Source organism: Microcystis sp. LEGE 00066, from assembly GCF_015207925.1.
Classification (GTDB): Bacteria; Cyanobacteriota; Cyanobacteriia; order Cyanobacteriales; family Microcystaceae; genus Microcystis; species Microcystis ichthyoblabe_A.
The window spans coordinates 1-21,698 of the sequence record NZ_JADEVX010000069.1; the positions used below are offsets into that span (position 1 = coordinate 1).

Annotated in this window: 16 protein-coding genes and 1 pseudogene; 6 read left to right on the plus strand and 11 right to left on the minus strand. The window is 43.1% G+C overall.

What is annotated here, in order from left to right; translation table 11 throughout:
- On the plus strand, nucleotides 1-920 hold a 920-nt coding region (locus IQ224_RS11465), incomplete at its 5' end, for a MoxR family ATPase (protein ID WP_228036206.1).
- Between the two features lie 232 nt (nucleotides 921-1,152).
- Here IQ224_RS11465 and IQ224_RS11470 read toward each other — a convergent pair.
- The 6 genes from IQ224_RS11470 to IQ224_RS11495 form a co-directional block, all read right to left on the minus strand.
- Nucleotides 1,153-2,028, minus strand: coding sequence for a hypothetical protein (locus IQ224_RS11470; protein ID WP_002748369.1), 876 nt, complete (start codon nucleotides 2,026-2,028; stop codon nucleotides 1,153-1,155).
- A gap of 159 nt (nucleotides 2,029-2,187) precedes the next feature.
- On the minus strand, nucleotides 2,188-3,099 hold the full coding sequence (locus tag IQ224_RS11475; protein ID WP_002748367.1) for a C1 family peptidase: 912 nt from the start codon (nucleotides 3,097-3,099) through the stop codon (nucleotides 2,188-2,190).
- A gap of 54 nt (nucleotides 3,100-3,153) precedes the next feature.
- Nucleotides 3,154-3,600, minus strand: a complete 447-nt coding sequence (locus IQ224_RS11480; protein WP_002748358.1) for a protease inhibitor I42 family protein — start codon at nucleotides 3,598-3,600, stop codon at nucleotides 3,154-3,156.
- Nucleotides 3,601-3,864: 264 nt separating this feature from the next.
- Complete coding sequence (locus IQ224_RS11485; protein ID WP_194032958.1) at nucleotides 3,865-5,256, minus strand: IctB family putative bicarbonate transporter; 1,392 nt, start codon at nucleotides 5,254-5,256, stop codon at nucleotides 3,865-3,867.
- Between the two features lie 144 nt (nucleotides 5,257-5,400).
- Nucleotides 5,401-7,044, minus strand: coding sequence for an alpha-keto acid decarboxylase family protein (locus IQ224_RS11490; protein WP_002748354.1), 1,644 nt, complete (start codon nucleotides 7,042-7,044; stop codon nucleotides 5,401-5,403).
- Nucleotides 7,045-7,146: 102 nt separating this feature from the next.
- Nucleotides 7,147-8,298 carry an acyl-CoA dehydrogenase family protein gene (locus IQ224_RS11495; protein WP_002748352.1) on the minus strand — a complete coding sequence of 384 codons (1,152 nt, stop codon included), beginning with the start codon at nucleotides 8,296-8,298 and terminating at the stop codon, nucleotides 7,147-7,149.
- A 726-nt stretch (nucleotides 8,299-9,024) separates the two neighbouring features.
- Here IQ224_RS11495 and IQ224_RS11500 point away from each other — a divergent pair.
- Nucleotides 9,025-9,482, plus strand: a pseudogene (locus tag IQ224_RS11500) (transposase); the annotation flags it as partial.
- Between the two features lie 102 nt (nucleotides 9,483-9,584).
- Here IQ224_RS11500 and IQ224_RS11505 read toward each other — a convergent pair.
- Nucleotides 9,585-10,460 (minus strand): hypothetical protein, encoded by an 876-nt coding sequence (locus tag IQ224_RS11505; RefSeq protein ID WP_194032959.1) that lies wholly within the window; start codon nucleotides 10,458-10,460, stop codon nucleotides 9,585-9,587.
- 130 nt (nucleotides 10,461-10,590) lie between these two features.
- The gene (locus tag IQ224_RS11510; RefSeq protein ID WP_002740056.1) at nucleotides 10,591-10,866 is read right to left on the minus strand and encodes a MoaD/ThiS family protein; all 276 of its coding nucleotides are present in this window, start codon (nucleotides 10,864-10,866) and stop codon (nucleotides 10,591-10,593) included.
- A gap of 509 nt (nucleotides 10,867-11,375) precedes the next feature.
- On the opposite strand from IQ224_RS11510, the gene IQ224_RS11515 reads away from it, so the two are divergent.
- The 4 genes from IQ224_RS11515 to IQ224_RS11530 all read left to right on the plus strand — a co-directional run bounded on the left by IQ224_RS11515 (nucleotide 11,376) and on the right by IQ224_RS11530 (nucleotide 16,659).
- On the plus strand, nucleotides 11,376-12,047 hold the full coding sequence (locus IQ224_RS11515; RefSeq protein WP_194032960.1) for a hypothetical protein: 672 nt from the start codon (nucleotides 11,376-11,378) through the stop codon (nucleotides 12,045-12,047).
- Between the two features lie 89 nt (nucleotides 12,048-12,136).
- Nucleotides 12,137-13,771, plus strand: coding sequence for a vanadium-dependent haloperoxidase (locus IQ224_RS11520; RefSeq protein WP_004157671.1), 1,635 nt, complete (start codon nucleotides 12,137-12,139; stop codon nucleotides 13,769-13,771).
- Nucleotides 13,772-14,026: 255 nt separating this feature from the next.
- Complete coding sequence (gene dndD, locus IQ224_RS11525; RefSeq protein WP_194032961.1) at nucleotides 14,027-16,012, plus strand: DNA sulfur modification protein DndD; 1,986 nt, start codon at nucleotides 14,027-14,029, stop codon at nucleotides 16,010-16,012.
- Between the two features lie 236 nt (nucleotides 16,013-16,248).
- Entirely contained in the window at nucleotides 16,249-16,659 is a 411-nt protein-coding gene (locus IQ224_RS11530) for a salt stress protein, Slr1339 family (protein ID WP_004157667.1), read from the plus strand.
- A 6-nt stretch (nucleotides 16,660-16,665) separates the two neighbouring features.
- Here IQ224_RS11530 and IQ224_RS11535 read toward each other — a convergent pair whose 3' ends face one another.
- From IQ224_RS11535 to IQ224_RS11545, 3 genes are all read right to left on the minus strand, one after another.
- Nucleotides 16,666-17,895, minus strand: coding sequence for a hypothetical protein (locus IQ224_RS11535; RefSeq protein WP_004157666.1), 1,230 nt, complete (start codon nucleotides 17,893-17,895; stop codon nucleotides 16,666-16,668).
- A 168-nt stretch (nucleotides 17,896-18,063) separates the two neighbouring features.
- Entirely contained in the window at nucleotides 18,064-19,773 is a 1,710-nt protein-coding gene (gene menD / locus IQ224_RS11540) for a 2-succinyl-5-enolpyruvyl-6-hydroxy-3-cyclohexene-1-carboxylic-acid synthase (protein ID WP_004157664.1), read from the minus strand.
- A gap of 372 nt (nucleotides 19,774-20,145) precedes the next feature.
- Complete coding sequence (locus tag IQ224_RS11545) at nucleotides 20,146-21,486, minus strand: glycosyltransferase family 39 protein (protein WP_036402832.1); 1,341 nt, start codon at nucleotides 21,484-21,486, stop codon at nucleotides 20,146-20,148.
- Between the last annotated feature and the right edge of the window lie 212 nt (nucleotides 21,487-21,698).

The window sequence follows — 21,698 nt, forward strand, 5'->3', positions numbered from 1 at the left end:
GAGACGCTATTGATATTTTGATGGAAAATTTGAGCCAGAGCATCGTCGGCCAAACCGAATCGATTCGCATTGTGCTGGTGGCTTTACTCAGTGGTGGCCACGCTCTCCTGGAAGATGTACCCGGAGTCGGCAAAACCCTGTTAGCTAAATCCTTAGCGCGTTCAATTAACGGTCGTTTCCAACGGGTACAATGCACCCCCGACCTCCTTCCTAGTGATATCACGGGAACGACGATTTGGAACCCCAACAGTCGCGAATTTGAATTTATCCCTGGCCCCGCTTTTGCTAACGTCCTGTTGGCCGATGAAATCAACCGGGCCACACCGCGCACCCAATCGGCACTTCTAGAAGTCATGGAAGAAAAACAAGTTACCATCGATGGAGAAGCGCGGCCGGTCCCCCAACCCTTCTTTGTTATCGCAACCCAAAACCCAATCGAATATCAAGGCACTTTTCCGCTTCCAGAAGCGCAAATGGACCGTTTTGCCGTTTGCCTGAGTTTGGGTTATCCCAGCGCCACAGAAGAATTAAAAATGTTACAAAGACAGCATTCTCAAGAGACGGTTAAATCCCTAGAAGCTTGTATTTCCCTAGAACAGGTGGGAGAATTGCAAAGATTAGTGAGTCTGGTCAAGGTAGCTCCCACTTTACAGCAATATATCGTCGATTTAGTCCGCGCTACCCGTGATCACGAAGATATTAGTTTAGGAGTCAGTCCTCGGGGTTGTGTGGTTCTGCAAAAAGCAGTTCAAGCTTACGCTTTCTTGGAAGGTCGCGATTATGCTATCCCCGATGATGTTAAGTTGATTACTCCCTACGTCTTCTGCCATCGTCTGATTCCTAGTCACGGTCGTCAAGCTAAAGCTATCGTGGAAAGACTTCTACAATCGGTGGCGATCGAGGATCGCATCTATGCTTAAATTTCAGTTATTGATGAACGGTAAGTTACAGGATATTTCTAAATTCTGCCAAATTGGTAGAGCCGATCTATGAATTGCTAGTATTACCTTAGCTAACTCAAGGCTGGAGTAAAAAAATTTAGTGAGTCCACGGAAAATCTGCTCTCAGGAGAAAACAATGTTTTGTTCACAGTGTGGAACCAAAAGTGGACATCTCTAAAAATTATCACCCGATCACAGCTTGCTTTGATGCTTACTCGCATTCAAAATATCCACCTTTATCCTCAGACGGGTTTTTACACCAATCGTTAAAATCGATTAGAAAGGAGCTTGGTCTAAATTTTTCCCGCCAATAGCCCAAGGTTTTATCTTTATTGTCTTGATCGATACCTTTAACGACAGTGGCATACCATCCTTGGCGTTCATAGATAATAATTTCACTTTTCACTAAAGTTTTATTTTGAGATTGCTGAGCTTTTGCTCGCTTTTGCTCATCTTGCGCTCCCGCTAAATTTGTATCGCTACCAATTACTATAGCCCATGTTACAGTCGTAGTTTTTGATGTTTTTAGATATTCATATTCTTGTTCTTGCTCCTTATTCAATTCATCCAAAATTGTCTGAGATATTTTCAAAATATCAGCTTTTTTAGATTTATCCAATTGATCTATTATGTTTTTAAGGTTTAAACTAGCCTCTTTTTTTAAGTAAGATTTTGCATTTTTCCCTATTTCTCCAATAGCCAAAACTGCATCTGGATGAATTGACTTTAAAGCGATACTACGAAGGGCAAGAATAGATGCTTTGCTAGGATTAAGCTTTGCCAAGTTAATTGCCAACTCTTCATGTCCTAGGGATGCAATGACTATAATAGTATTTTCTCTGGCAATTTCAGGATTTGTTATGGGCTTTCCATTGACTTCACCTACTAAATAAGGCATGAATTTTTCTACTGTTTCAATTCTTTTTATATTGATTTCTTGGACACGAAATTGATAACTCGTGAGGGCTGTAAACCCTCCTACTACACCTCCTCCTATAGTTGTAAATAATAAAGTTACCACGATTTTACTAATATCCCAGAAATCCTTTTTATCTTTCTTATCGTTTTTATCTTTATTATTATTCATAATTCATACCCTCTAAGCTCTGAATAGCATCGATTTATGATGTAGTCTGCATACCCTAAAAAATTCAACAAACGGTGAGTTTTCCCAGCGTCCCCCCTATTCTGAAAAAACTCACCAGAAGCCTTTATTTTGCCCCTCACACCTTATCGAATCGGTCTCCTATCCGAACTGTCCCGTATCGATCCATTCACTCTTGATTAGCGACCACCAATCAGTTGCCAGACCATCGAGGACGTACTTGTAGGGCAGCCAGCCGTAGCCAGCGCTTCCCCATCCCGTCCCCCAGGAGTTGCGAATCAGCAAGGCACCAGTGGTTTCAATGCCACCGGGGTTAGTATTCTTAATCTTGAGGTTGTCGTCGTAACCAACTGCGTCAATGGCGTGACCGCCGAGAACTCTCTCGCCCCGAGTCGGGTAAGGAATCTTGCCGGTCGTGTTGCCCTGACTGATAGAACTGTAAACAGTAAAGCCAAACATCGAGGGCAGACCTTTCGACAATTCGGTTTTAATCCGAGCTAACAGTGCGTCTCTTGCCGTCCCGGGCGGATCGAGGCGGTAGTAGGAAATCGCCTGATAGCTTTGGGCAAAAGCGTAGCAGAATGCCGACGGCTCTTTGTCAAAATCAGCGATATTGTAGGGATAGTATTCTTCTGGTGGTACGCCAAACAAGGTGAGGGCGTACATTGTTGAGCGCAAGAAGGCTCCCGTATCTCCCGTCCATTTGAGCAAGTTGCGCGTCACTTTGTAGAGGAAGAGTCTGGAAGCATCGAGGTGTTTGCCAAAAGCTCGCCGCTCAAAATACTCCACCAGTCCGACCCCGGCGTGGGCCGTACAAGAACCGATAGTTTGTTGATCCTCCATGGGGGAACACCACGGCCTCAAGTCCACGCCGGCCGGTAGCGCTGCTGGGGCAGATGTCGTTGCTCCCACTTTGGCCAGCATTTGCTTGACAGATGGCTGTCCCAAAGCTTGCAGTTTGGATGGTACGCGTTCAGATTGAAAAGTGACATCACGAATATCGGGATAGTCAGGCAACCATCCCATTGCGGGAATTACAAATGTTTCACTCATTTTTCCTTTCCTCCTAAGTCGTTACTCACTAGCCCTTGGCTATCTGAGAAGCCTTTACTCTCGGACTTGGAGCGTAACAGTAAATCGTTCGACAACTGACGGCTCTCCCTGCCACTCTCGCCAGAGCTTAAGCCTTAGTTGGCCTATCCCAGCCCGTTGCGCTTTAAAGGTCAGGACTCTCTGACCGCCCCCGCCGACTTTCGACTCCCTGGCAGGTAGATACTCAGAGGACTGCAGCTCCACTAAATCGCCCCCGCCACCATCGACCGCCCACTGAAAGCCAGTGGTGGGATTCTCGTCGAGGGACAGTAGCAGTAGGTCGTTGACCTGCATGGTGATGGATTTGCCGTTGTCAGTGCGAGTAAGGGTTAGCATTGTATCTTGACCGTTCCCTCCTTTCGGGTTCCACTCTGTCGCCCCACAGCCCTGGAAAAAGACCGGGGAAAGCACGAGGATCAGAGTTATGACAATCGCAACGGCCCACTTAAGAGAACGATCCATTATTTTCCTCCCTCGTCTCTATAACGGCCACAGGGATTTACTCTCGTTATTGCAGTTGGGAAATCGCACCAAGCGCAGAACAAACTGGGAAACGATCTAATTTAATTATCTCTTGCTTTGGCCACCGAGAGATGGTAGGATGAAAGGTCTGTGATTTTTCTTAATAATCCCCCTCGCTTACGCCTACACGAGCTTCAAATACCCTTCAGAGCAGCCCTATCCGTAATTTGAAATAACTCCTCAATGCTCCCCCATTTCCCCCCCCTAGAGGAGAGAATTGTCGCGATCAAAATCCCTGGCGGGGGAATAACAACGACTAGCAATTAAACCCAAAACTAACCACCAGAGGGTACTAACTTGGGGACGATACCAAACTGTATCAAAAAAACCGTGGGCAAGAATTCCGGCCATAGCGGCAATTGCCCCGATTAACCAAAAGCCTTGAATATCCATTTTATCGCGTAAAAGTTTAATTTGATGGATGCCTTGGCCGATAGTCGTGACTAATAACCAGAGGAAACAGGTAAAACCAATAATTCCCGTTTCTACCATGATTTCTAATACCACAGAATAGGCACTTAAAGCCGTGTATTTTGGCTTCATGAATAGGGGGTAAATTTTCTTAAAAGCATCATTACCCGGTCCGATGCCCAAAAGCGGATAAGTTTGAATCATGCGAATAACTGCATCCCAAACATTAATCCGAAAGTTATTACTACTATCTTCCCGGCCTGCAAAAATACTCATCACCCGAATTCGCAGCGGATCTACCAATAAAATCGCCCCTAAAATCACCACGGCTAAACCCCCTAAAATTAAGGGTAAAAGCCATGTTTGCCAAAATAACGGTAGATAATTTTTGAACCAATAAAATAATAGCAATAAGAAGACAATTCCTAAGACCATCAAACCAATCCAACCGCCACGACTCTCGGTAAAAAATAAACAAGCACCATTGGCTAAAGTTAATAAAGCCGCTAAAATTTTCGGTAGCCATCCCTGCCACACAAATAATGCCGCACCGCTAAAAGCAATACCGGGGAATAAATAACTAGCTAATAAATTAGGATTACCGAGATAACTATAAACCCTAGTATCTCCCGCTAATTCTGAAGTGGGATCGTTCCAAGTTGCTAACTGTTCTGCGCCAAAAATTTGCTGACGAATGCCGTAAACACTGACTGCTAAAGCGGTTAAAACTAAAGTAGTCAGAATCCAATTTGTTAGGCGTGGCGAGCGCATAATTCGGGCGGTAAAGGCAAAAAAGATGAGATTGAGAGTTAATTTAATTAATCCTTCCAAAGCTGCGGTTTTAACAGGAGAAAAAGCCGTGGAAACCGTGGCAATCCCCCAGTATAAAAGCACTAAAAAGTGAATCGGTGTCACCCCGATTTTGCCTTCGTCCACAAGGGTTAAGATTAGCCAATAACCGGCTATTGCTAACAATAAAAAACCGATTTGACTGGTGGAGAAAAACGGCGCAGTGGCGATAAGAAGAGAGATTAACAGCGCACCCATCAGTTCTGTCCACTCCACAAACCGGCTACCCTGTCGCCATTGACTAAAAAGGCCGACGAAACGATGCAGATAGCTATATTTTGACCAAGAAGCGGGGGAAAAGTTCAGTAGGGTGATTTGTTTCCAAAAAGCATTCATAGGGTTTTTAGTTGCGGTTGTCACCGGCAAACTTTGATTAAGATACCGATTGTATCTTAATTGTTGACTCTTGGGAGCGAAAAGAGTTTCAGTCTGGTGTACTAGGGCAGCTTCACACAGTTAAAACCTAATAGCATAACCAGTCTAAGCATGGGGTGAACGTACAGCTTGACCTAAACGAATTAAGCCTGGGGAACAGTCAAAACGATCGAGATGTACTTCAATAAATGATAGGCGATCGATGTTACCCTGGGCAATTGATAAAGCCTTTTCTAATTCCCCTTCGGTTCTGACTTGACAACTCCAACTTTCCCCGTTAAATACTGCTGGTAATTGATGATATTTCCACGGTTGTAGATCATTATAAATATTATCCTGAATTACCCGCTCGATCGTGTAACCGTCGTTATTAATTAAAAAGATCATTGGATTGAGATGGTGACGGATAATTGTCGAAAGTTCTTGGGCGGTCATTTGAAAAGCACCATCACCCACAAAGACGATAGGACGAGTATTGGGTGCGGCCAAAGCTACTCCTAAACAGGCGGGAATTGAATAACCAATAGAGAGATAAAATGCTTGACCAATAAAGTCGGTTTGTTGGGGCATTAATAAATCAATTGTGGCAATAATTGCGTCCCCTGTATCGGAAATAACAAAAGATTCTTGAGCGATAAAATGATTCATTCGCTCATAGAAACGAGCATTAGTTAATTTTTGCTCTGGCACGGCGATGAATTCTAAATCCTTCAATTCGGCCGCGGGTTTAATCTCTAGTGTAGCTGCTTCTTTGTGACTTAGTTTATCAATTAAACCATCGATAAAATCCCCTAGGAATACCGGTTGATAGAAGTGATGTTTAATTTTTACTTTCTCGGAATTAGCATTAATCAAATTATTGGGATTTAAATTAGCCGTAAATCCGCCTAAATTCATATCGGACATAATCGCTCCTAAACAGAGGACACAATCGGCATTTTCCACCCGTTGACTAACGTATTCGCGACTTAATGCTCCCACATAAGTGCCGATAAATTGCGGCTGCATTTCCGAAATTGACGACTTACCTAAAATAGTGGTGGCCAAGGGATAACCCGTTACCTCTAAAAGTTTCAGTAACTTATCCTGGAGTTTAAACCGATGGAATTCTACCCCCGCTAAAATAATTGGTTTTTCCGCTTTTTCTAATAATAAAACCGCTTCTTCAATGGCTTCTTCTAAAGCGGCGGTATCCGTGAGATTATCGGTTAAATAAATTGGATTTTCTGAGGGGATACAGGGACGATAGACCAGATCCCGAGGAATTTCGATATACACAGGACGTTTGTGATGCAAACAAGCGGCTAAAGCTTGATCGATTTGACTGGCTGCTTGGGCGGAATTAGTGAGAATAACCGAGGCAACCGTGACTTTTTCCATGATCGAAAATTGCAGATTATAATCGCCCGTGGTGTGGTGTAATAATAAATTATCCCGGCGAATCGAGCGATCAGAAGCTCCACTAATCACCACCAGGGGAACTCTTTCAGCGTAAGCACCGACCACAGCATTAACGAGGCTAAATCCCCCCACTCCGTAGGTGACACAGACAGCACCCATACCTTTGACTCGCGCGTAGGCATCGGCGGCATAGCCTGCGTTAAGCTCATTACAGGTGCAAACTAATTCGATCGGACTTTCCACCAAAACATCCATCAAATCGAGGACATAATCCCCCGGCACCCCAAAAATATGATTAACCCCTAAATTATGGAGACGCTGGAATAAATATTCGCCGATGGTGATCATAGCAATTTTCTCGCAAAGATGAGCAGGGTGTCGGTGCGGAATTTTCCTTACTCACTTTCAGCCAAAATGCCGACCGCTCTTGCTAGGAAAAGACCGACTAACTTACATATCATATTTACTAATGATAGCAACTCCCAGATCTACATCTAGAGTACCTTGAGCGCCACCTCCGGGGATTAAACCGCAGAAATCTCGCAAATAACGCTCGTAATGGTTAGTTTTCAGTTGTCCTGCCCCTCCTAACAAACGTTGGGCAATCAAAACTAATTCGATAGCACTGTCGGTAGCATAGGATTTAGCTAAGCTAGTAATCGGTTCCCAGAGAGGATCTACCTGACCAGAGGCCTCAGCTTCTAGGGATTGATAGACGATCGAGCGACTGGTTTCTAGCAGTTTATACATTTTACCGATCTCTGCCTGTACTGATTGCATAGCGGTTAAGGGTCGATTGTAACGGATGGAATGACTGAGACTTTTGACACAATCTTCCAAAATTGCCTCCATTCTGCCCAAAACGGGACTAACCAAGATAGAACGACGAGCGTTTAAAAATTCCTGCACATGACTTAACCCATCGGCCGCCACCATCACCGAGTCATGGGGAAGAAAAACATCATGAAAATGTACCGTTGAGATGCCAGCAGCGCGCCATCCTGCCATGGGTAAGGGAACAATTTCCACTCCGGGGAATTCTTTTTCCACCAAAAAAACCTTAAGATCGTCAAAACTATCCGTTTTATGACGGGCATAGGTCATAAACGTATCAGCATTGTAACCGCCAGTGGTGAAAAGTTTTTTGCCAGAAAGGATATATCCGCCTTGGGTTTCTCTGACGCAGGTGTTAAAGGAAAAAGGATCCGCACCGTCGGTATAGGCAAAAGCGGGTGCTCTTTTCCCCGCGATCATCGGTTTCAGGTAACGTTCGATCAAGTCCTGTCGTTTTGACTTGTAGATCATTCTCATCACCGAACCGCGCAGAGAAATCACGAAGGGAAAGGATAGATCTTGACAGAGATAACCGACTCGATCGAGCATCATTCCCCAGGATAGCTGATCAGCCCCTCCACCTCCTAATTCTTGAGTTACAGGGTAGGGAGTCATCCCTAAACGACAAGCTTCGGCAAAAATATCTTCTGATATACAAGTACCATTGGCATCCCGTTCTAAAACTCCGGGGTTAATGCGTTCGCGAATAAAATTGCCAAAACGACTATCGACTTCTGCTGCTATTTTTTTGGCTAGGGTACGATTCATGATGTTTTTATCAACCTCTTGTCTCAATTTTTTCCGGATAAGGATTTTTTTGTCCCTATATACTTAGCAGGGCAATCGCACTTATTTTGTATAAATTGTACTTGACAAACAGACAGTTTAAGCGGTGGAGACCAGGGGCTAGACATGGCCGCTTGAATCGAGGACAGTATCTAGGGCTGGCTGAATAAATCTAAAAACCTTGTTGGGTAAGACTTTTAGACTTTTTGTCAATCAAAAAGTACGGCTTTTCGGTAATTTTTATGCAAATAATTAACTTAAAATAAAATTCGATGAGAGTGCCTACGCCTAAAAGTAGCTGAAATCTATACAGGGAGACACTTACGGCACAAATAAATTAATACCAAAAGATAGACAATCGAGTTAAAACTTGATATAATAGCCAAAAACCAGAGTATTTTACTTATCATACTTGACAAATTTGGCTCTTCGGTTTGTGTTATGCAATGAACGGGGGTTATAAGGGATGGAACCCTTATATAGAAAGGCATTTAGCGATTTTTGTCAATTATTTTCGATCTAGAGCGAACTAATCAATTAAATCCCTTGCCAGATAAGGATTTAGTCGATTTATGCCCCCCTATCGAACCATACCAAGTAACGAAGAGCCACAAATTTTTGAACCTAGAAGGAACCTCTATTCAAGGCTATCTACACCTAGAAAATATCGGTATAGTTTTCCGAATCGAATCGAAAAATAAAAAAGCAACGGCAGAAGCGCAGAAAAATAAAAGACAGAAAGCGGAAAAAGAAGCAAAGCTAGAAGTTTTAAAGCGAAGTAAATATAGCCTGTTAAAAAATGAAGAAGATTTAACGGAACCCAAAAAACTCAAACTAGAAGCTATCAAAGAAAATTTTCCAAATTTGAAAGAGATGCAGGAATTAAAGGAAGAATTCAGAAGAATTTACGAAACCTCAAAGAATCCGACAGAGGGAATGCTATCTATCTCGGAATGGTTGGCAAAATCCTCCATTGTTTTTACCAAGAGTTGTCAAACAATCCGAAACTGTTTTGGAGAAATAATTAGTTATTTCGAGCGAAGGACAACGAATGGGGTGGTCGAGGGAATCAACAATAAACTGAAACTAATAAAACGGAGAGGCTATGGCTTTAGAAACGGAATTTTTGGGTTAGAAGTATGTTATCTAGGCATCTTGTCTGTTGATTTAGCATAAAGAGTAACGAAGAGCCATCTTTTTGCCGCAAACCCTACTCAGCGATCGGTACTCAATTGACCGATCGCTGTTTTTGGCGAGATTTTAGGCGATTACCGGTCAAATTGTTCGATCGCTGTGGCGTAACTCTCTTCCACCCCCGTGCCGTAACCTAGTAAGCGATGGATAAAAACTACTCGGTGCTGCCAAAGATAGACTTTCGTGTCCACAACTCCTTCATCAAGGAGAAAATAGGGTTTGTGCAGTTCGATATCTATTTCTTGTAGGGGATTACTGAAACCCACTTTCAGAGCTGGTTGTTTGCTACCTTGGCCAAGAACCAGTTTTTCCCGACTAGCATTAATGTAGGCTGCCGCTTCCATAAAAGCCCATTGATCGGCAAAATCAAGAGCATAGCGGTGCAATTGGAAGGGATAACGACCTTCTGCGATTAATTCACCCTGTTTTTGTTCTTCAATTTGTTTAGTTAATTTTTGGACTGGACGTTCAAATTTTTTCGAGATTTCTTCTTCCGAGAATAAATTTATCAGTTCCTCTGGCAATCGCCCTGGTTTTGCTCCTAAACTCACTTGATCGGTGATTGTTACTGGACGTAAACTGATTTTTACCTGTGCCACTTCTTGATTATCAGCCAAGATACTAGAAGGCATTTCTAATAATACTCCCCCCTTAATGCAACTGGCACGGGTGACGAGTTGAATCGTTTCGCAATCGTGAAAAGTGACATTTTTGATGTAGCGCAGATGGGCCATAGCAACTACCATACTGGTTTGATAGTTTTCCACTAACTTTTGAATACTCATCAAGTGATCGCGCAACCATCCCGCCCAACCATTTAATCCTAAGCGCAAAAGTTCTCGCTGGTGCATCTGCAAGGGAGTGAATAAAGTCGGACAGGCGGCGAGAGTAAGTTCACTGGTTCTCGGTGGGGATGAAGTGGGAGTAGTTGCGGCAACTGTACTAACCATTTTGTCGTCCTCGGCTAAAGATTTTGTGGCAATAAAATAAGACTAGGGAAGTAGATAGATAAACCTGCCCGACGAAACAGTTAATCTTCCCTGTTGATAGTTAAAGCTGGGAATTACTTCATATTTTTAATTAACCACCAGCAATTGCCGTTAAAATTTGCAAGCGATCATTTTCTTGAATACTGCGGTCTAATTCATTCGAGAAAAGCTGTTCCCCATTTAAAAAAAGTCGATGAACTTTGCGAACTTCGCCATTCGCATCGTAGAGAGAAGCCGTTAAAGAGGGATATTTTTCCGTGAGAGTCCGTAAAGCTTTGGAGATGGTTTCCGCTTCTAGGGAAACTTCTTTTTGGTAGTCCACAAATCGTAGGAGAGTTCCAGAAAATGCAATGTTTAAGGTGGTCATTGTGGTGTTCCTCTTGTCTTACTGATCAGGAATACAAGCTTTTTGAGATTTATTCCGTGAAAATCGATTTGCCAATTTAGACCTGAATTGGCAATTATCTTCATCTTGTGTCATGATACTGCCCTCTCCCTTATTACCTCCATTATGTGTACATTTCTTAACAAAAAGATAGAAAACTTAAAAGAGTCCGAAACGATTGATAGGTATAGTTTTGAAAGAAGTAATCTACTGAGAGGTTAGGAAAAAAAGGGGAAATGGGCAGCACCAGAATTTTGTGGAAAACTTATCCAGCCAGTTTTGTCCATCGGAGCTTACTTGAGCTTTTTTTAAGCTTTGGCTCCCCCTACAGTACGATGCAATCTTTTAAAAAAACTTAACTTGACGCTGGGCATAAATGCGCTTAGACTGGGCGGAAAAGTTAGTCATCTGTCTTTGGGAGTAGCCCCGCTGCTGCTTCAGCATAATTTCTGCTGCTAATCAACTGATATAGTACAAATTCAAAGCCCAAAATGAGCAAAAAATTAACAGTTTCTACCATCGCTTTACTAGGCGCATTTGTCGCTACCTCCCCAGCGCAAGCGGCTCTCGTTCAAAACGTATCTCTTTTAGACTTGGTTAATAGCGGCACCGTTGCTGGTTCCACGGGAACCCTAACTAGAACGGCGACGGGAATTGCAAGTACCGTGTCCACTAGCAATTTATCCCCCGGGGCCGCCTATACCATGTGGTGGGTTATCTTCAATAACCCTGAGTTTTGCGTCGGGGGTTGTGGTGAAGACGACTTCTCCAATCCTACTGTCAATGCTTCGGCATTTTTTGCCGATGGAGAAGTAATTGGTTTAAATGGACTGGGTAATTTCTCTGCTCAAGTCGGTATCGGTCAACTGCCTAATCCTAATCAAGTGTTATTTGGTAATGGGTTATTCAATCCCTTGACAGCAGAAGTGTGGAACGTAGTTCGCGACCATGGACCAGCTAGTAGCGACCCCGCACTGTTACAAGCACAGTTAACCACCTTTAATGGTGGCTGTACCCTTACCCCAGGGGATGGTCTTTTCCCCTGTCGTGATGAGCAGTTAGCGGTTTTTTCAACCCCTGTTCCTGAACCTTCCGTTTCCGTGGGGTTAGTTGTCTTGGGAACTCTGGGAATTTTATCGAGATTCCAAAGAACCAAAAACTAAGCTGCCCTGAATTGAAATTATCTGAGGGATAATCCTTCTCTTAGTCCGTTTTTCCTCGCTTTCCGCTCATTTGTTCCCATTTGCTGGTCATGTACAAAAAAATACTCTCTTTAACCCTTTTCCCTTTAGGGATTGCTTCCACTGCCTTGCTGCCAGTGTCATCTGCTCAAGCGGTCACGGTGGCCAGTGATTGGATTGGTGCCGCCACTCAAGGTGTCAGAAATCAACCCCAGGGACCAACGGTAGCTTCTCGGCTCTATGGCATCCTTGGCACTGCTATGTACGATGCTTGGTCAGCCTACGAAGCTACTCCCATTAGTACCGTTCTAGGAGATACTTTACAACGTCCTACGAGCGAAAATACTCAAGCCAATAAACAGGAAGCGATTAGTTTTGCCGCCTATCGGGTGTTAACGGAACTGCTACCCACACAAACGGCTAATTTGACTGCTCGGATGAATAGTCTCGGTTACAACCCCAACAATACCAGCACCGATACCACTACGGCAGCGGGAATCGGTAACACCATCGCCGCCACACTGATGAATGCCCGTCGTAATGACGGTTCCAATCAGTTAAACGGTTACGTTGATACCATCGGTTATAGCACCCCCAACACTCCCACTCAAGTGGTCAATATCGAACTCTGGACTCCGGAGAGTGTTCCCATCGATTCTGGTTCAGCACTACAAACCTATCTCACCCCCCACTGGGGAACGGTGCAATCCTTCTCTTTAACCGATAATGCTCAATACCGTCCCCCCGAAATCATCCGTTTTCTGTCAGATCGCAACGCTTCGGCGGATTTACAGGCGGGAACGATCACCCGGGCTGATGGTACAGTGGTTCCTATTAGTGCAGCTTTAGTGGGAGTAGATATCAATCCCGCTTTCATCCAGCAGGCGGTTGATGTGGTGGAATTCAGTGCCAATCTCACCGACGAACAGAAACTAATCGCCGAATTTTGGGAAGATGGCCCTGGAACCCCCTTCCCTCCGGGTACATGGATGGAGTTCGGGCAAGATATCTCGCAGCGGGATAATAATACTCTCGACGAAGATGTGCAGTTATTCTTCGCCCTCGGTAATGCAGTCATGGACGCGGGGATTGCCACCTGGGAAGCGAAACTATCCTATAATTCCGCCCGTCCCGTGCGCGTGATTCGCGAGTTAGGTCGCTTGGGTTTAATCGGGACTGACCGGGGTGATGGCGTATTTGTCATTAACGCTTGGGGCGGCCCCGGTTTAGGCACAATCACTATTCCCGCCACCCAATTTCTCACCTACCAGAATCCCTTTGGTCCTCCTTCGCCACCCTTTGCCGAATATACCTCTGGCCATAGTGCCTTTAGTGCCGCTGGGGCGGAAATCCTGCGTCTTTTCACTGGTAGCGATGTCTTTGGTGGTTCTGTCACCTTTGCTCCCGGTACTTCAGCTTTTGAACCGGGCATCACTCCTGGTAGTCCGGTAACTCTTTCTTGGGATACTTTCTCAGAAGCGGCGGATGAAGCCGGTATTTCCCGTCGTTATGGCGGTATTCACTTCCTCGACGGCGATATTCAAGGCAGAATTTTAGGTCGCAGGGTGGGGGGAAGTGTTTGGAACCGCTCTCAATTCTTTATCAACGGTGGCGTTACTACTCCAGAAGCGGATAATGTTCTCGCCCTCTTGACCCTAGGCGGTATTTTCTCCCTAACACGCCTGAGAAAAAGCAAAATTAAATAAAAATTAGACCTTTTGCTAAATCTCCTAGAGACGTTGCCCCCAACGTCTCTATTTTACTTTCTCCCTAACTGCCCATCCCACAAGCCGAAAATAGGGGGATTATACCATTTTTCTTTATTTGCGTCACAACGAATGCAAGCTTGGCAAGCATTCGAGCGTGGATGTCTGTCATGGATTTAGAAATTTGGTATTAGCTCCGATCGCTTGTTATACTTGTCTAGGGTAGAAATTACCGCTCCTCACCCCTGACTGTTAATGATTTTTACTGAATTAGTTTTGCAAAATTTCGGTCCCTATGCTGGTCGTCAAGTGATTAATTTACGTCCTGAAAAAGATAACAATCCCTGTCCGATTATCCTTTTGGGAGGTATGAATGGGGGCGGTAAAACTACTTTAATGGATGCGATTCGTTTGGCTTTGTATGGTGCGCGGGCGAAGTGTTCTACTCGCAATAATTTAAGTTATGCCGAGTTTCTCAGTCAAGCAGTTAATAATCAAGCTTCCCTCATCGATCAAGCTAGAATAGAACTGGCTTTTGAACATCTGGTTAATGAACAATGGCGACAATATCGTATCGTTAGATACTGGACAAAACAGCCTAAAGATGGTAAGGATACCCTCGGTATTTTAGATGAAGATTGGCCCGATCCTGCCTTAGCTAATACTTGGGATGAATATATTGAAACTTTATTACCTTTGGGTATTTCTAACCTGTTTTTATTTGATGGGGAACAGGTAAAAGAATTGGCAGAACAGGATGTACCTCCTGACAGTGTTAAAGATTCGATGCAGACTTTATTAGGGTTAGAATTAGCGGAAAGATTAGCCGTTGATCTCGATATTTTAGCTAGTCGCAAGCGCCGGTTATTAGCAGCAGAAAATGAACTAGCAACTATTGAAGCTATTGAGAAAAAATTAGCCCAGTACCAAGAAGATTTAGAATTGGCTAGGCAAGAGATGGAAACTCAACAAAAAAATTTAGATTTGGTTAGAAATGATTTTGATGCAGTCTCGGATAAATTTCGCATTGATGGCGGAAAAATTGCCGCAGAAAGAAGTCAATTAGAGAGCAGAAAAAAGGAGGTAGATAAAAAGTTAGATAAACAGAGAGAATATTTAGGTCAATTGGCGGGGGAATTATTACCATTAAAGTTAATTTTTCCTCTCCTAGAAGCTGCTAAAATTCAGGGAGAAAAAGAGCTAAAATTTCAATCTGCTCAAGTCGCTCAATCGGTTTTAGAATCTAGAGATAAAAAGTTACTTGCTTATTTAAAACAACTAAGTTTAACTTTAGAACAATTAGAGAATATTAGGGAGTTTTTAGAGCAAGAAAATAAGTTTTTAGCTGAGGATAAGGATTCTTTGGTTACTTCTTACTTAGATTTAGACGAGGAGGCGATCGAGTTATTAAATCGAGTCTTAACCCATCAATTACCGGCACAAATTAACCTCGCTCATCAAGCAATAGAACAATTAAGAAATCTGGAAGCTGACTTAGATAATTTAGAGCGAGAATTAGCAGTAGCAGCCTCTCCCGAAGAATACGAAACCCTGAGTAATAACTTAAAAACCGCTCAGAAAAAGTATCTAAATGCTCAAGCAGAATACGAGCAAAGCCACAAAAATTATGAGGAAATCAAAAAGAAAATTGAGAAAACTAAAAAAGAATTATTTGCCTATAGTGAGAAAGCTTTAGAATCGCAAAGTAACGAACATATCGTTAATGCTATTGTCAAAGCACAGCAAACTTTAAAAGTATTTAAAGAACGCTTAACTTTAAAAAAATTAAATAGATTAGAGGGAGAAGTGGCGGAATGTTTTCGTTATTTATTGCATAAGTCCGATCTAGTTCAGAAAATAGCGATCAATGCTGATACTTTTGGTCTATCTCTCTTTGGTCCCGATGGACAAAATGTGCCTAAACACCGTCTTTCTGCCGGAGAAAAACAACTATTAGCGATCGCTTTTTTGTGGGGATTAGCGCGAGTTTCCGGACGAGATTTACCCATCGCTATTGATACACCTCTCGGACGTTTAGATTCTTCCCATCGCCATAATTTAGTTGAACGTTACTTTCCCGCTGCTTCCTCTCAAGTCATCCTCCTTTCTACCGATACAGAAATTGGACAAAATGAGCTACTCTTATTAGAAGAACAGGAAGTAATCGCCAGAAAATACCTGCTAGAATACAATTCCCAACAACGTCAAACCACTATTCACCCCGACCGCTACTTTTGGTAAAATTATGACTGAGATAAATTCCCCAAAAATCCTCCCCCGATTAACTTGAGACATCGGGTATTACTTTCGATTTTATCAGTCAATCCAAGCTTTTGGGGGGATCAGCACCCCCCTTATCAAGGGGAGATTAAGGGGGGTGCCATATTCAATTTAATTATAACTAGCTACTTAGTTATTAAGGCAGAGGCAATCAGAGCAATTATCTTTTTAACTTTTTACTTTCTAACTTGACCATTATGGGAGAAATAGAAGATTTACTGGCACAAATGAAGGCAGAATACCAGAAACGGGATCAGGAAAAACCGATGCCGTCCCCTTCTTCTCGCCAAGAAAAAGATCGTTATCTGTCCGAATTTAAGGTTAATTATGCCGGCGATTCTTCTACCGATGCGCTTTTAAAAGCTTTAGCCTTAGAAAACCAAGAAAGGGAACAACAGGAGGCAGCGGAAAAAGAAAAAGCGTCGGCATTAAAACAGCAGCGCAAGCGAGAAGCTTTAACTAGAAAGGCAAAGCAATGGTTAGATAAATTGGATGCCAAATCGGAGGAAGGACGCTGGTTTGAGGAGTTTTCCTATAGCTACGATTCTCCTTTAGAAGCGGCGATTACCTATCTAGAAGCTTTGGGAGAAGTGGATATTTCTAAATGATCAGGTCTAATTTAAAGTTGTGGGTAAATTGGCCGCATCAAAAACTCGATTATGCCACCAAATATTATCACCAGCTATAATATTTGTGCCGTAACGAGGGACGATACCATAAACAGTGCCGGGGTCATAATCCAAAGCTTCACTGATGAGATTGTAAAGACGTTGTAGATCAAAACCCCGGGGGTCACAATGGGGATATTTTCCTTGATTAATCAGAAAACTATCGACGGCAAAATGGCTGACAATTTGCGGTAGTTGTCCCGTTTGTAAGGCTGCGAGGAGATAATATTTCGCCGTTTGTTGGTATTGAAAATCGCTGTAACCGGGGAGGGTTTGCAAGCGTCCTTTGGTCAAACAGTGGGATCCCGGTGCTTGTACCAGTTCAATGTTAACGCTGGAGATAACCCGACGATTTCTTTCGGCAAAAACCGGCTGCAAGCGATCGCAATTAGGGTGAGATAGCTGCTGACAAATCGCTTCTGTTGCCCATAATGCGGTAGTTTTTGCCCCATCAAAGTAATTTGTGGGATATTCTTTGACTAAACGCCTAAAGACGGCTTCTGAAGGCGTATTTAACCAAATTCTCGCCCTTTTTTCTAACTCAGGGGCCGATCGCGTACTCAAGGGAACACCCTCTAAAGCAATTGCAAAACCCTTGACGCGGATAGTTTCTGGGGTAAGTTGCCACAGTTGACGCACTAATTGATCTCTGGTGTCTGCGGGCAGCATTTCGGCTGCTTGTTCATAAAAAGTGGCAGTGGGACGGTGACGTTCAAAAAAAGGCCGGGCGATCGAGTCTAAAATGTCTCTATCCTTGGAATTCTGTTTGCGGGGGATGTAAACATTAGGACCCAATTTCATCGGACCGCGAGCATATTTTTTCTGTTCTTCGATGTTACCCGCAGTCATACTCCAAGCTGTATCGTGGAGAATAAACAAAGGAGTGCGATCGAGGGTTAAGAGGGTTTCTGGCGGGGTAATTTGCAAAAATTCGGCGATTTTCTGCTTTTCTAACTCATCTAGGCTCTTACCGGCCAAATTCTCCCCCACCGTGGAGGGATTTAAAATATCTATGGTGGCAGTGGAGAGACTAGAGGTATTCAGTTTTAAAATCAGTAGGGACAAGACTAAACTAATCACCAAAGAAGTCACTCCCCATCGCCATTGCTCCCAGGGAAAGATAGAATATCTGGGGGGAGAAAATTGTCTTGATTTTTGCCGTCTTTGTCGATTCATCGGACCTTTTTAACGCGCTTTCCACCCATTGTATTCACTTTCTCGAAAAAGGGAATTAATACTAAATCCGTTGAGTATAGGCTACATATCAGGATAGGCAATAGGCAATAGGCAATAGGCAATAGGCAGCTTTATTCTCCCCATACCCCACATCCCACACCCCACAACCTACACATAATTACTGAGAAACCATTGAGCATTAAAAGCTCGATCGCAGGATATTTCTAGTAATCTTATCCCTGATTCCGGCAAAAATGCGATTTTTTGCTTAAAATCAGTCCAATCGCTGATTAAATGGTAATCAATACCGTAGGTGTGACAGAGTTGGCAAAAGTCGATATTTTGGGGAGTGGCAAAAAATTCTTCAAAGGGAGGGTCAAATTTGGCGATCGGCAACATCTGGAAAATGCCTCCCCCCTTGTTATTGATTAAAATTATGGTCAAGGAGCCAACAAAATATTTTTTGATTAAAAAACCATTTGTGTCGTGTAATAGGGCTAAGTCTCCCGTTAATAGCAGACTAGGGACATTTTTATAAGCTATTCCTATAGCAGTGGAGAGGTTGCCGTCGATGCCATTGGCCCCGCGATTAAAATAGGGACGAATTTGGCGATCGCTAGGCGGGTTAAAAAATTCGGCATAGCGAACAGGCATACTATTAGAGATAAAGATCGGGGTGCGGGGGGGGAGGTATTGGGAAAGCAGCCAGGGGATTTTCCCTTCAATCAGTTTAGTTTCTGCTGCCAAAAGGCGATCGATTTTAAATCTAGCTTGCTGGTCGAATTTTTGCCATAATTCTCGATATTCTCGGTTATTATCCGTTTGATATGGGAATAAATCCCCTAATTGCTCGATATTTCCCCTGAGATGTCCGGTTTTTCCCTGTAGAGGATCGTAATTATCGGGATGGGGATCGATAATCCAACGCGGACAGTCGATTTCTTCTAACCAGGTCCGTAATTCTTTGCTGGTGGGTAGTTCCCCAATTTGCAGGACAACATCGGGGGTTAATTGGGTTCTAAGGGCAGGATTCCGCAATAATAAATCATAGGTGGTGATGAGATGGGGATTTAACCCTGCATAGTTTCGCAGAGGAGATAAAGCTTCTGCTAAGACGGGATATTGTTGCGATCGAGCTAAATTAGCGATCGCCTGACAGTAACTTTCGGGGTTTTGCGGGGAAGCTAATCCCGCGATGATAATTCCTTGGGGGGGTAAAGAAGGAATTTCGAGAATTGAGTGGTTAATAGGGATATTTTGCCGAGATATATGGCTAAAAAAAGCCTCTTGGTCAAAATTAGCCTCTAAATTGCTGATTTCTAGATCGGTAGTTGGTGCGAGGGGATCCCGAAATGGTAAGTTCAGATGCACCACTCCGGGGACAGGATCGAGACAGCGAAACCACGCATGGATGATAGTTTGACGGAGATAGCGTAAACGCTCGATATTGGCACTAGGACAGCTAATTTCCGCTTGCCAGTTGGGATAATTACCGTAGAGTTTGACTTGATCGATAGTCTGACCGGCATGAGCATGACGCAATTCTGGGGGGCGATCGGCGGTTAGAATTAATAAGGGGACATGACTTTCCTTTGCTTCAATGACTGCGGGATAAAAATTAGCCGTGGCGGTCCCGGAAGTGCAGACTAAAACCACCGGTTGATATAATTGTTTGGCTAATCCCAGGGCAAAAAAAGCGGCCGAGCGCTCGTCTAAAATGGGAATAGCTTCAATCTGAGGATGTCTTGCCAAGGCTACCGTTAAAGGAGTCGATCGCGATCCGGGAGAAACCACCCCTATCTTCAATCCCAAACGGGCCAATGTTTCGACTAAAATAGAACCCCAAAGTGTATTAAGATTGCGAAAATCGATCGACATTTATCAGTTCAGTGCAAAGGTTAGGGGACAATAAGTTAAAGAGTCTAAACTGTTAACTATCTAAATTACTCGTTAAGACTGTCTATGAGCGGGGAAAAGGAGTTTGAGCATTTGTACTAAAATTCTCAATACGCAGTTTAAATGCAGTACAGTCTATTAATAAATTTAACATTGGCTGGAACTGGCCAAGAATAAGTTATTCCTGAGTCAGTCCCGATGAAAAAATTTTCACCCCCACAGATGAAAGAGGGTTCCTTCCCTACACCCCACACCCCACACCCTACACCCTCTTTCAAGTCAGCGATCTGGGTTAAGTTTACTCTCGATTCCCAGGCCAATTTATCCCTTTTCGGGTTTCTTTCTTGCTAAGTTTTAACCAGAAAACTTATAGGTTAACACCACATTTATATTAGCTGCCAACAGGGCCAAGAAGAGCAGAAAAGTAAAGCGATCGATCCAGAATTTTTTAAAGAGACCAAAGATATCCTTGAGATAGAATACTCCCAGAATTGCTGCCGTACCGATCATAAAATAATAGCGACCGTAGGGAGAGGCTAAAATCCAGGCTGTTAGATTGAGATGAATCGACCAAACTCCCAGAAAGATAAAAATAATTGAGGCAGTTAATGCGTCCGTTTCTTGGCGAAAATCATCGAGAAAGATGCCTAGAATAATAAACATAAACGGATAAAAAGGAATCATATACCAAGTAAAAAAGTGACTTTGCGCTCCCGTGGCAACTAAAATTAAGGTGTAGAGGATTACTGGTAAAGCGAGTAATCTAACTTGAGGACTAGCGGGATTCTTTCGGAGAAAGGGTAAGAGGGTTAACCAGCTAAAAATTAGCCAACCATCCTCGAAAAATACCGTGGGAGTGGTTAGATATTTGACAAAGTTAAAGTCCTCGAAGCGCAGGGATTGTTCTTGAAATATCTTCCGAAAGAAATCGTAGTCATAGATAGCACCGTAGAGAAAATAGAGAGAGAAAAAGAAAGCACCGATCGCAGTCACATAAATAGCCTCTCGTCCTTGCTTTTCGTAAATCAAGAGGACAATTAATAATACTACTAAATAAATAGCAGTTACTTTGACTAAACAGGCTAAACCAGCTAAACAAGCGGCGATGTAGAGATATTTTTTCCGATGATTTTGATAGTATTGCCAATAAAGTAAGACAACCAATAAGCACAAAAAAATCATTAAATTTTCACTAATAGCTAACCGAGAGAGGAAAACTGTATTGGGATTGGTGGCATAAATTAAACTAGCGATTATAGCGATCGATAGATTACTCAACTTGAGAGCCAGTAAATAGACCAAAACTATCGCAGCAATACCTAAGAATAAAGAAGGGACTCTAATAATAGTTAAACTGCAATCAAAAAAAGTCTTTGCTCCTCCTAAAAGAGCAAATAAACCCACCAATAAACCAAATAAAGGAGGATGATCAAACCAGGGAGTCACCAAACGATAACGGATATTTTTCGCTTCCCAAACCACCGTAGGAAAATTATCCGTGGGACTCAACCATGACCAACTGGTGGGGATACCCGTTTGTAATAAACTCATACCACTCCAAGCAAAAGCATATTCGTCAGCAGTCCAATTATCTGGAGGCAAAGAATCATAATTATAGATTCGCAAAAAAGCACCTAAGCAGGTGATAATTGCTGCAATCAACCAATGTTTATGGACAGTCAAAAAGCTGGGCATCGATTATTAAGGATAGGTGGCAGTGACTAAATAAGAGTCAGAATTTCATGGTATAATGGATGGGGTGATAATGACAGAAAAATCGGGATGATTAAAGTAAACAGACGTAAATTTGGCCAGTGGATCAGTCTGATCGGTGCAGGAGTCGGACTGGCAGCGATTCTAGATAGAAAAAATATTTTTTCCCCCTCCACCGCTACAGCAATCATACC

What these genes read in the sequence shown, in the direction of transcription:
- IQ224_RS11475 (WP_002748367.1), bottom strand. Translation starts at nt 3,099, where the DNA reads ATGAGTGAAACATTTGTAATTCCCGCAATGGGATGGTTGCCTGACTAT.
- IQ224_RS11470 (WP_002748369.1), bottom strand. Translation starts at nt 2,028, where the DNA reads ATGAATAATAATAAAGATAAAAACGATAAGAAAGATAAAAAGGATTTC.
- menD (WP_004157664.1), bottom strand. Translation starts at nt 19,773, where the DNA reads ATGTCGATCGATTTTCGCAATCTTAATACACTTTGGGGTTCTATTTTA.
- IQ224_RS11490 (WP_002748354.1), bottom strand. Translation starts at nt 7,044, where the DNA reads ATGATCACCATCGGCGAATATTTATTCCAGCGTCTCCATAATTTAGGG.
- IQ224_RS11530 (WP_004157667.1), top strand. Translation starts at nt 16,249, where the DNA reads ATGGGAGAAATAGAAGATTTACTGGCACAAATGAAGGCAGAATACCAG.
- IQ224_RS11535 (WP_004157666.1), bottom strand. Translation starts at nt 17,895, where the DNA reads ATGAATCGACAAAGACGGCAAAAATCAAGACAATTTTCTCCCCCCAGA.
- IQ224_RS11485 (WP_194032958.1), bottom strand. Translation starts at nt 5,256, where the DNA reads ATGAATGCTTTTTGGAAACAAATCACCCTACTGAACTTTTCCCCCGCT.
- IQ224_RS11515 (WP_194032960.1), top strand. Translation starts at nt 11,376, where the DNA reads ATGAGCAAAAAATTAACAGTTTCTACCATCGCTTTACTAGGCGCATTT.
- IQ224_RS11495 (WP_002748352.1), bottom strand. Translation starts at nt 8,298, where the DNA reads ATGAATCGTACCCTAGCCAAAAAAATAGCAGCAGAAGTCGATAGTCGT.
- IQ224_RS11520 (WP_004157671.1), top strand. Translation starts at nt 12,137, where the DNA reads ATGTACAAAAAAATACTCTCTTTAACCCTTTTCCCTTTAGGGATTGCT.
- IQ224_RS11510 (WP_002740056.1), bottom strand. Translation starts at nt 10,866, where the DNA reads ATGACCACCTTAAACATTGCATTTTCTGGAACTCTCCTACGATTTGTG.
- dndD (WP_194032961.1), top strand. Translation starts at nt 14,027, where the DNA reads ATGATTTTTACTGAATTAGTTTTGCAAAATTTCGGTCCCTATGCTGGT.
- IQ224_RS11505 (WP_194032959.1), bottom strand. Translation starts at nt 10,460, where the DNA reads ATGGTTAGTACAGTTGCCGCAACTACTCCCACTTCATCCCCACCGAGA.
- IQ224_RS11480 (WP_002748358.1), bottom strand. Translation starts at nt 3,600, where the DNA reads ATGGATCGTTCTCTTAAGTGGGCCGTTGCGATTGTCATAACTCTGATC.
- IQ224_RS11545 (WP_036402832.1), bottom strand. Translation starts at nt 21,486, where the DNA reads ATGCCCAGCTTTTTGACTGTCCATAAACATTGGTTGATTGCAGCAATT.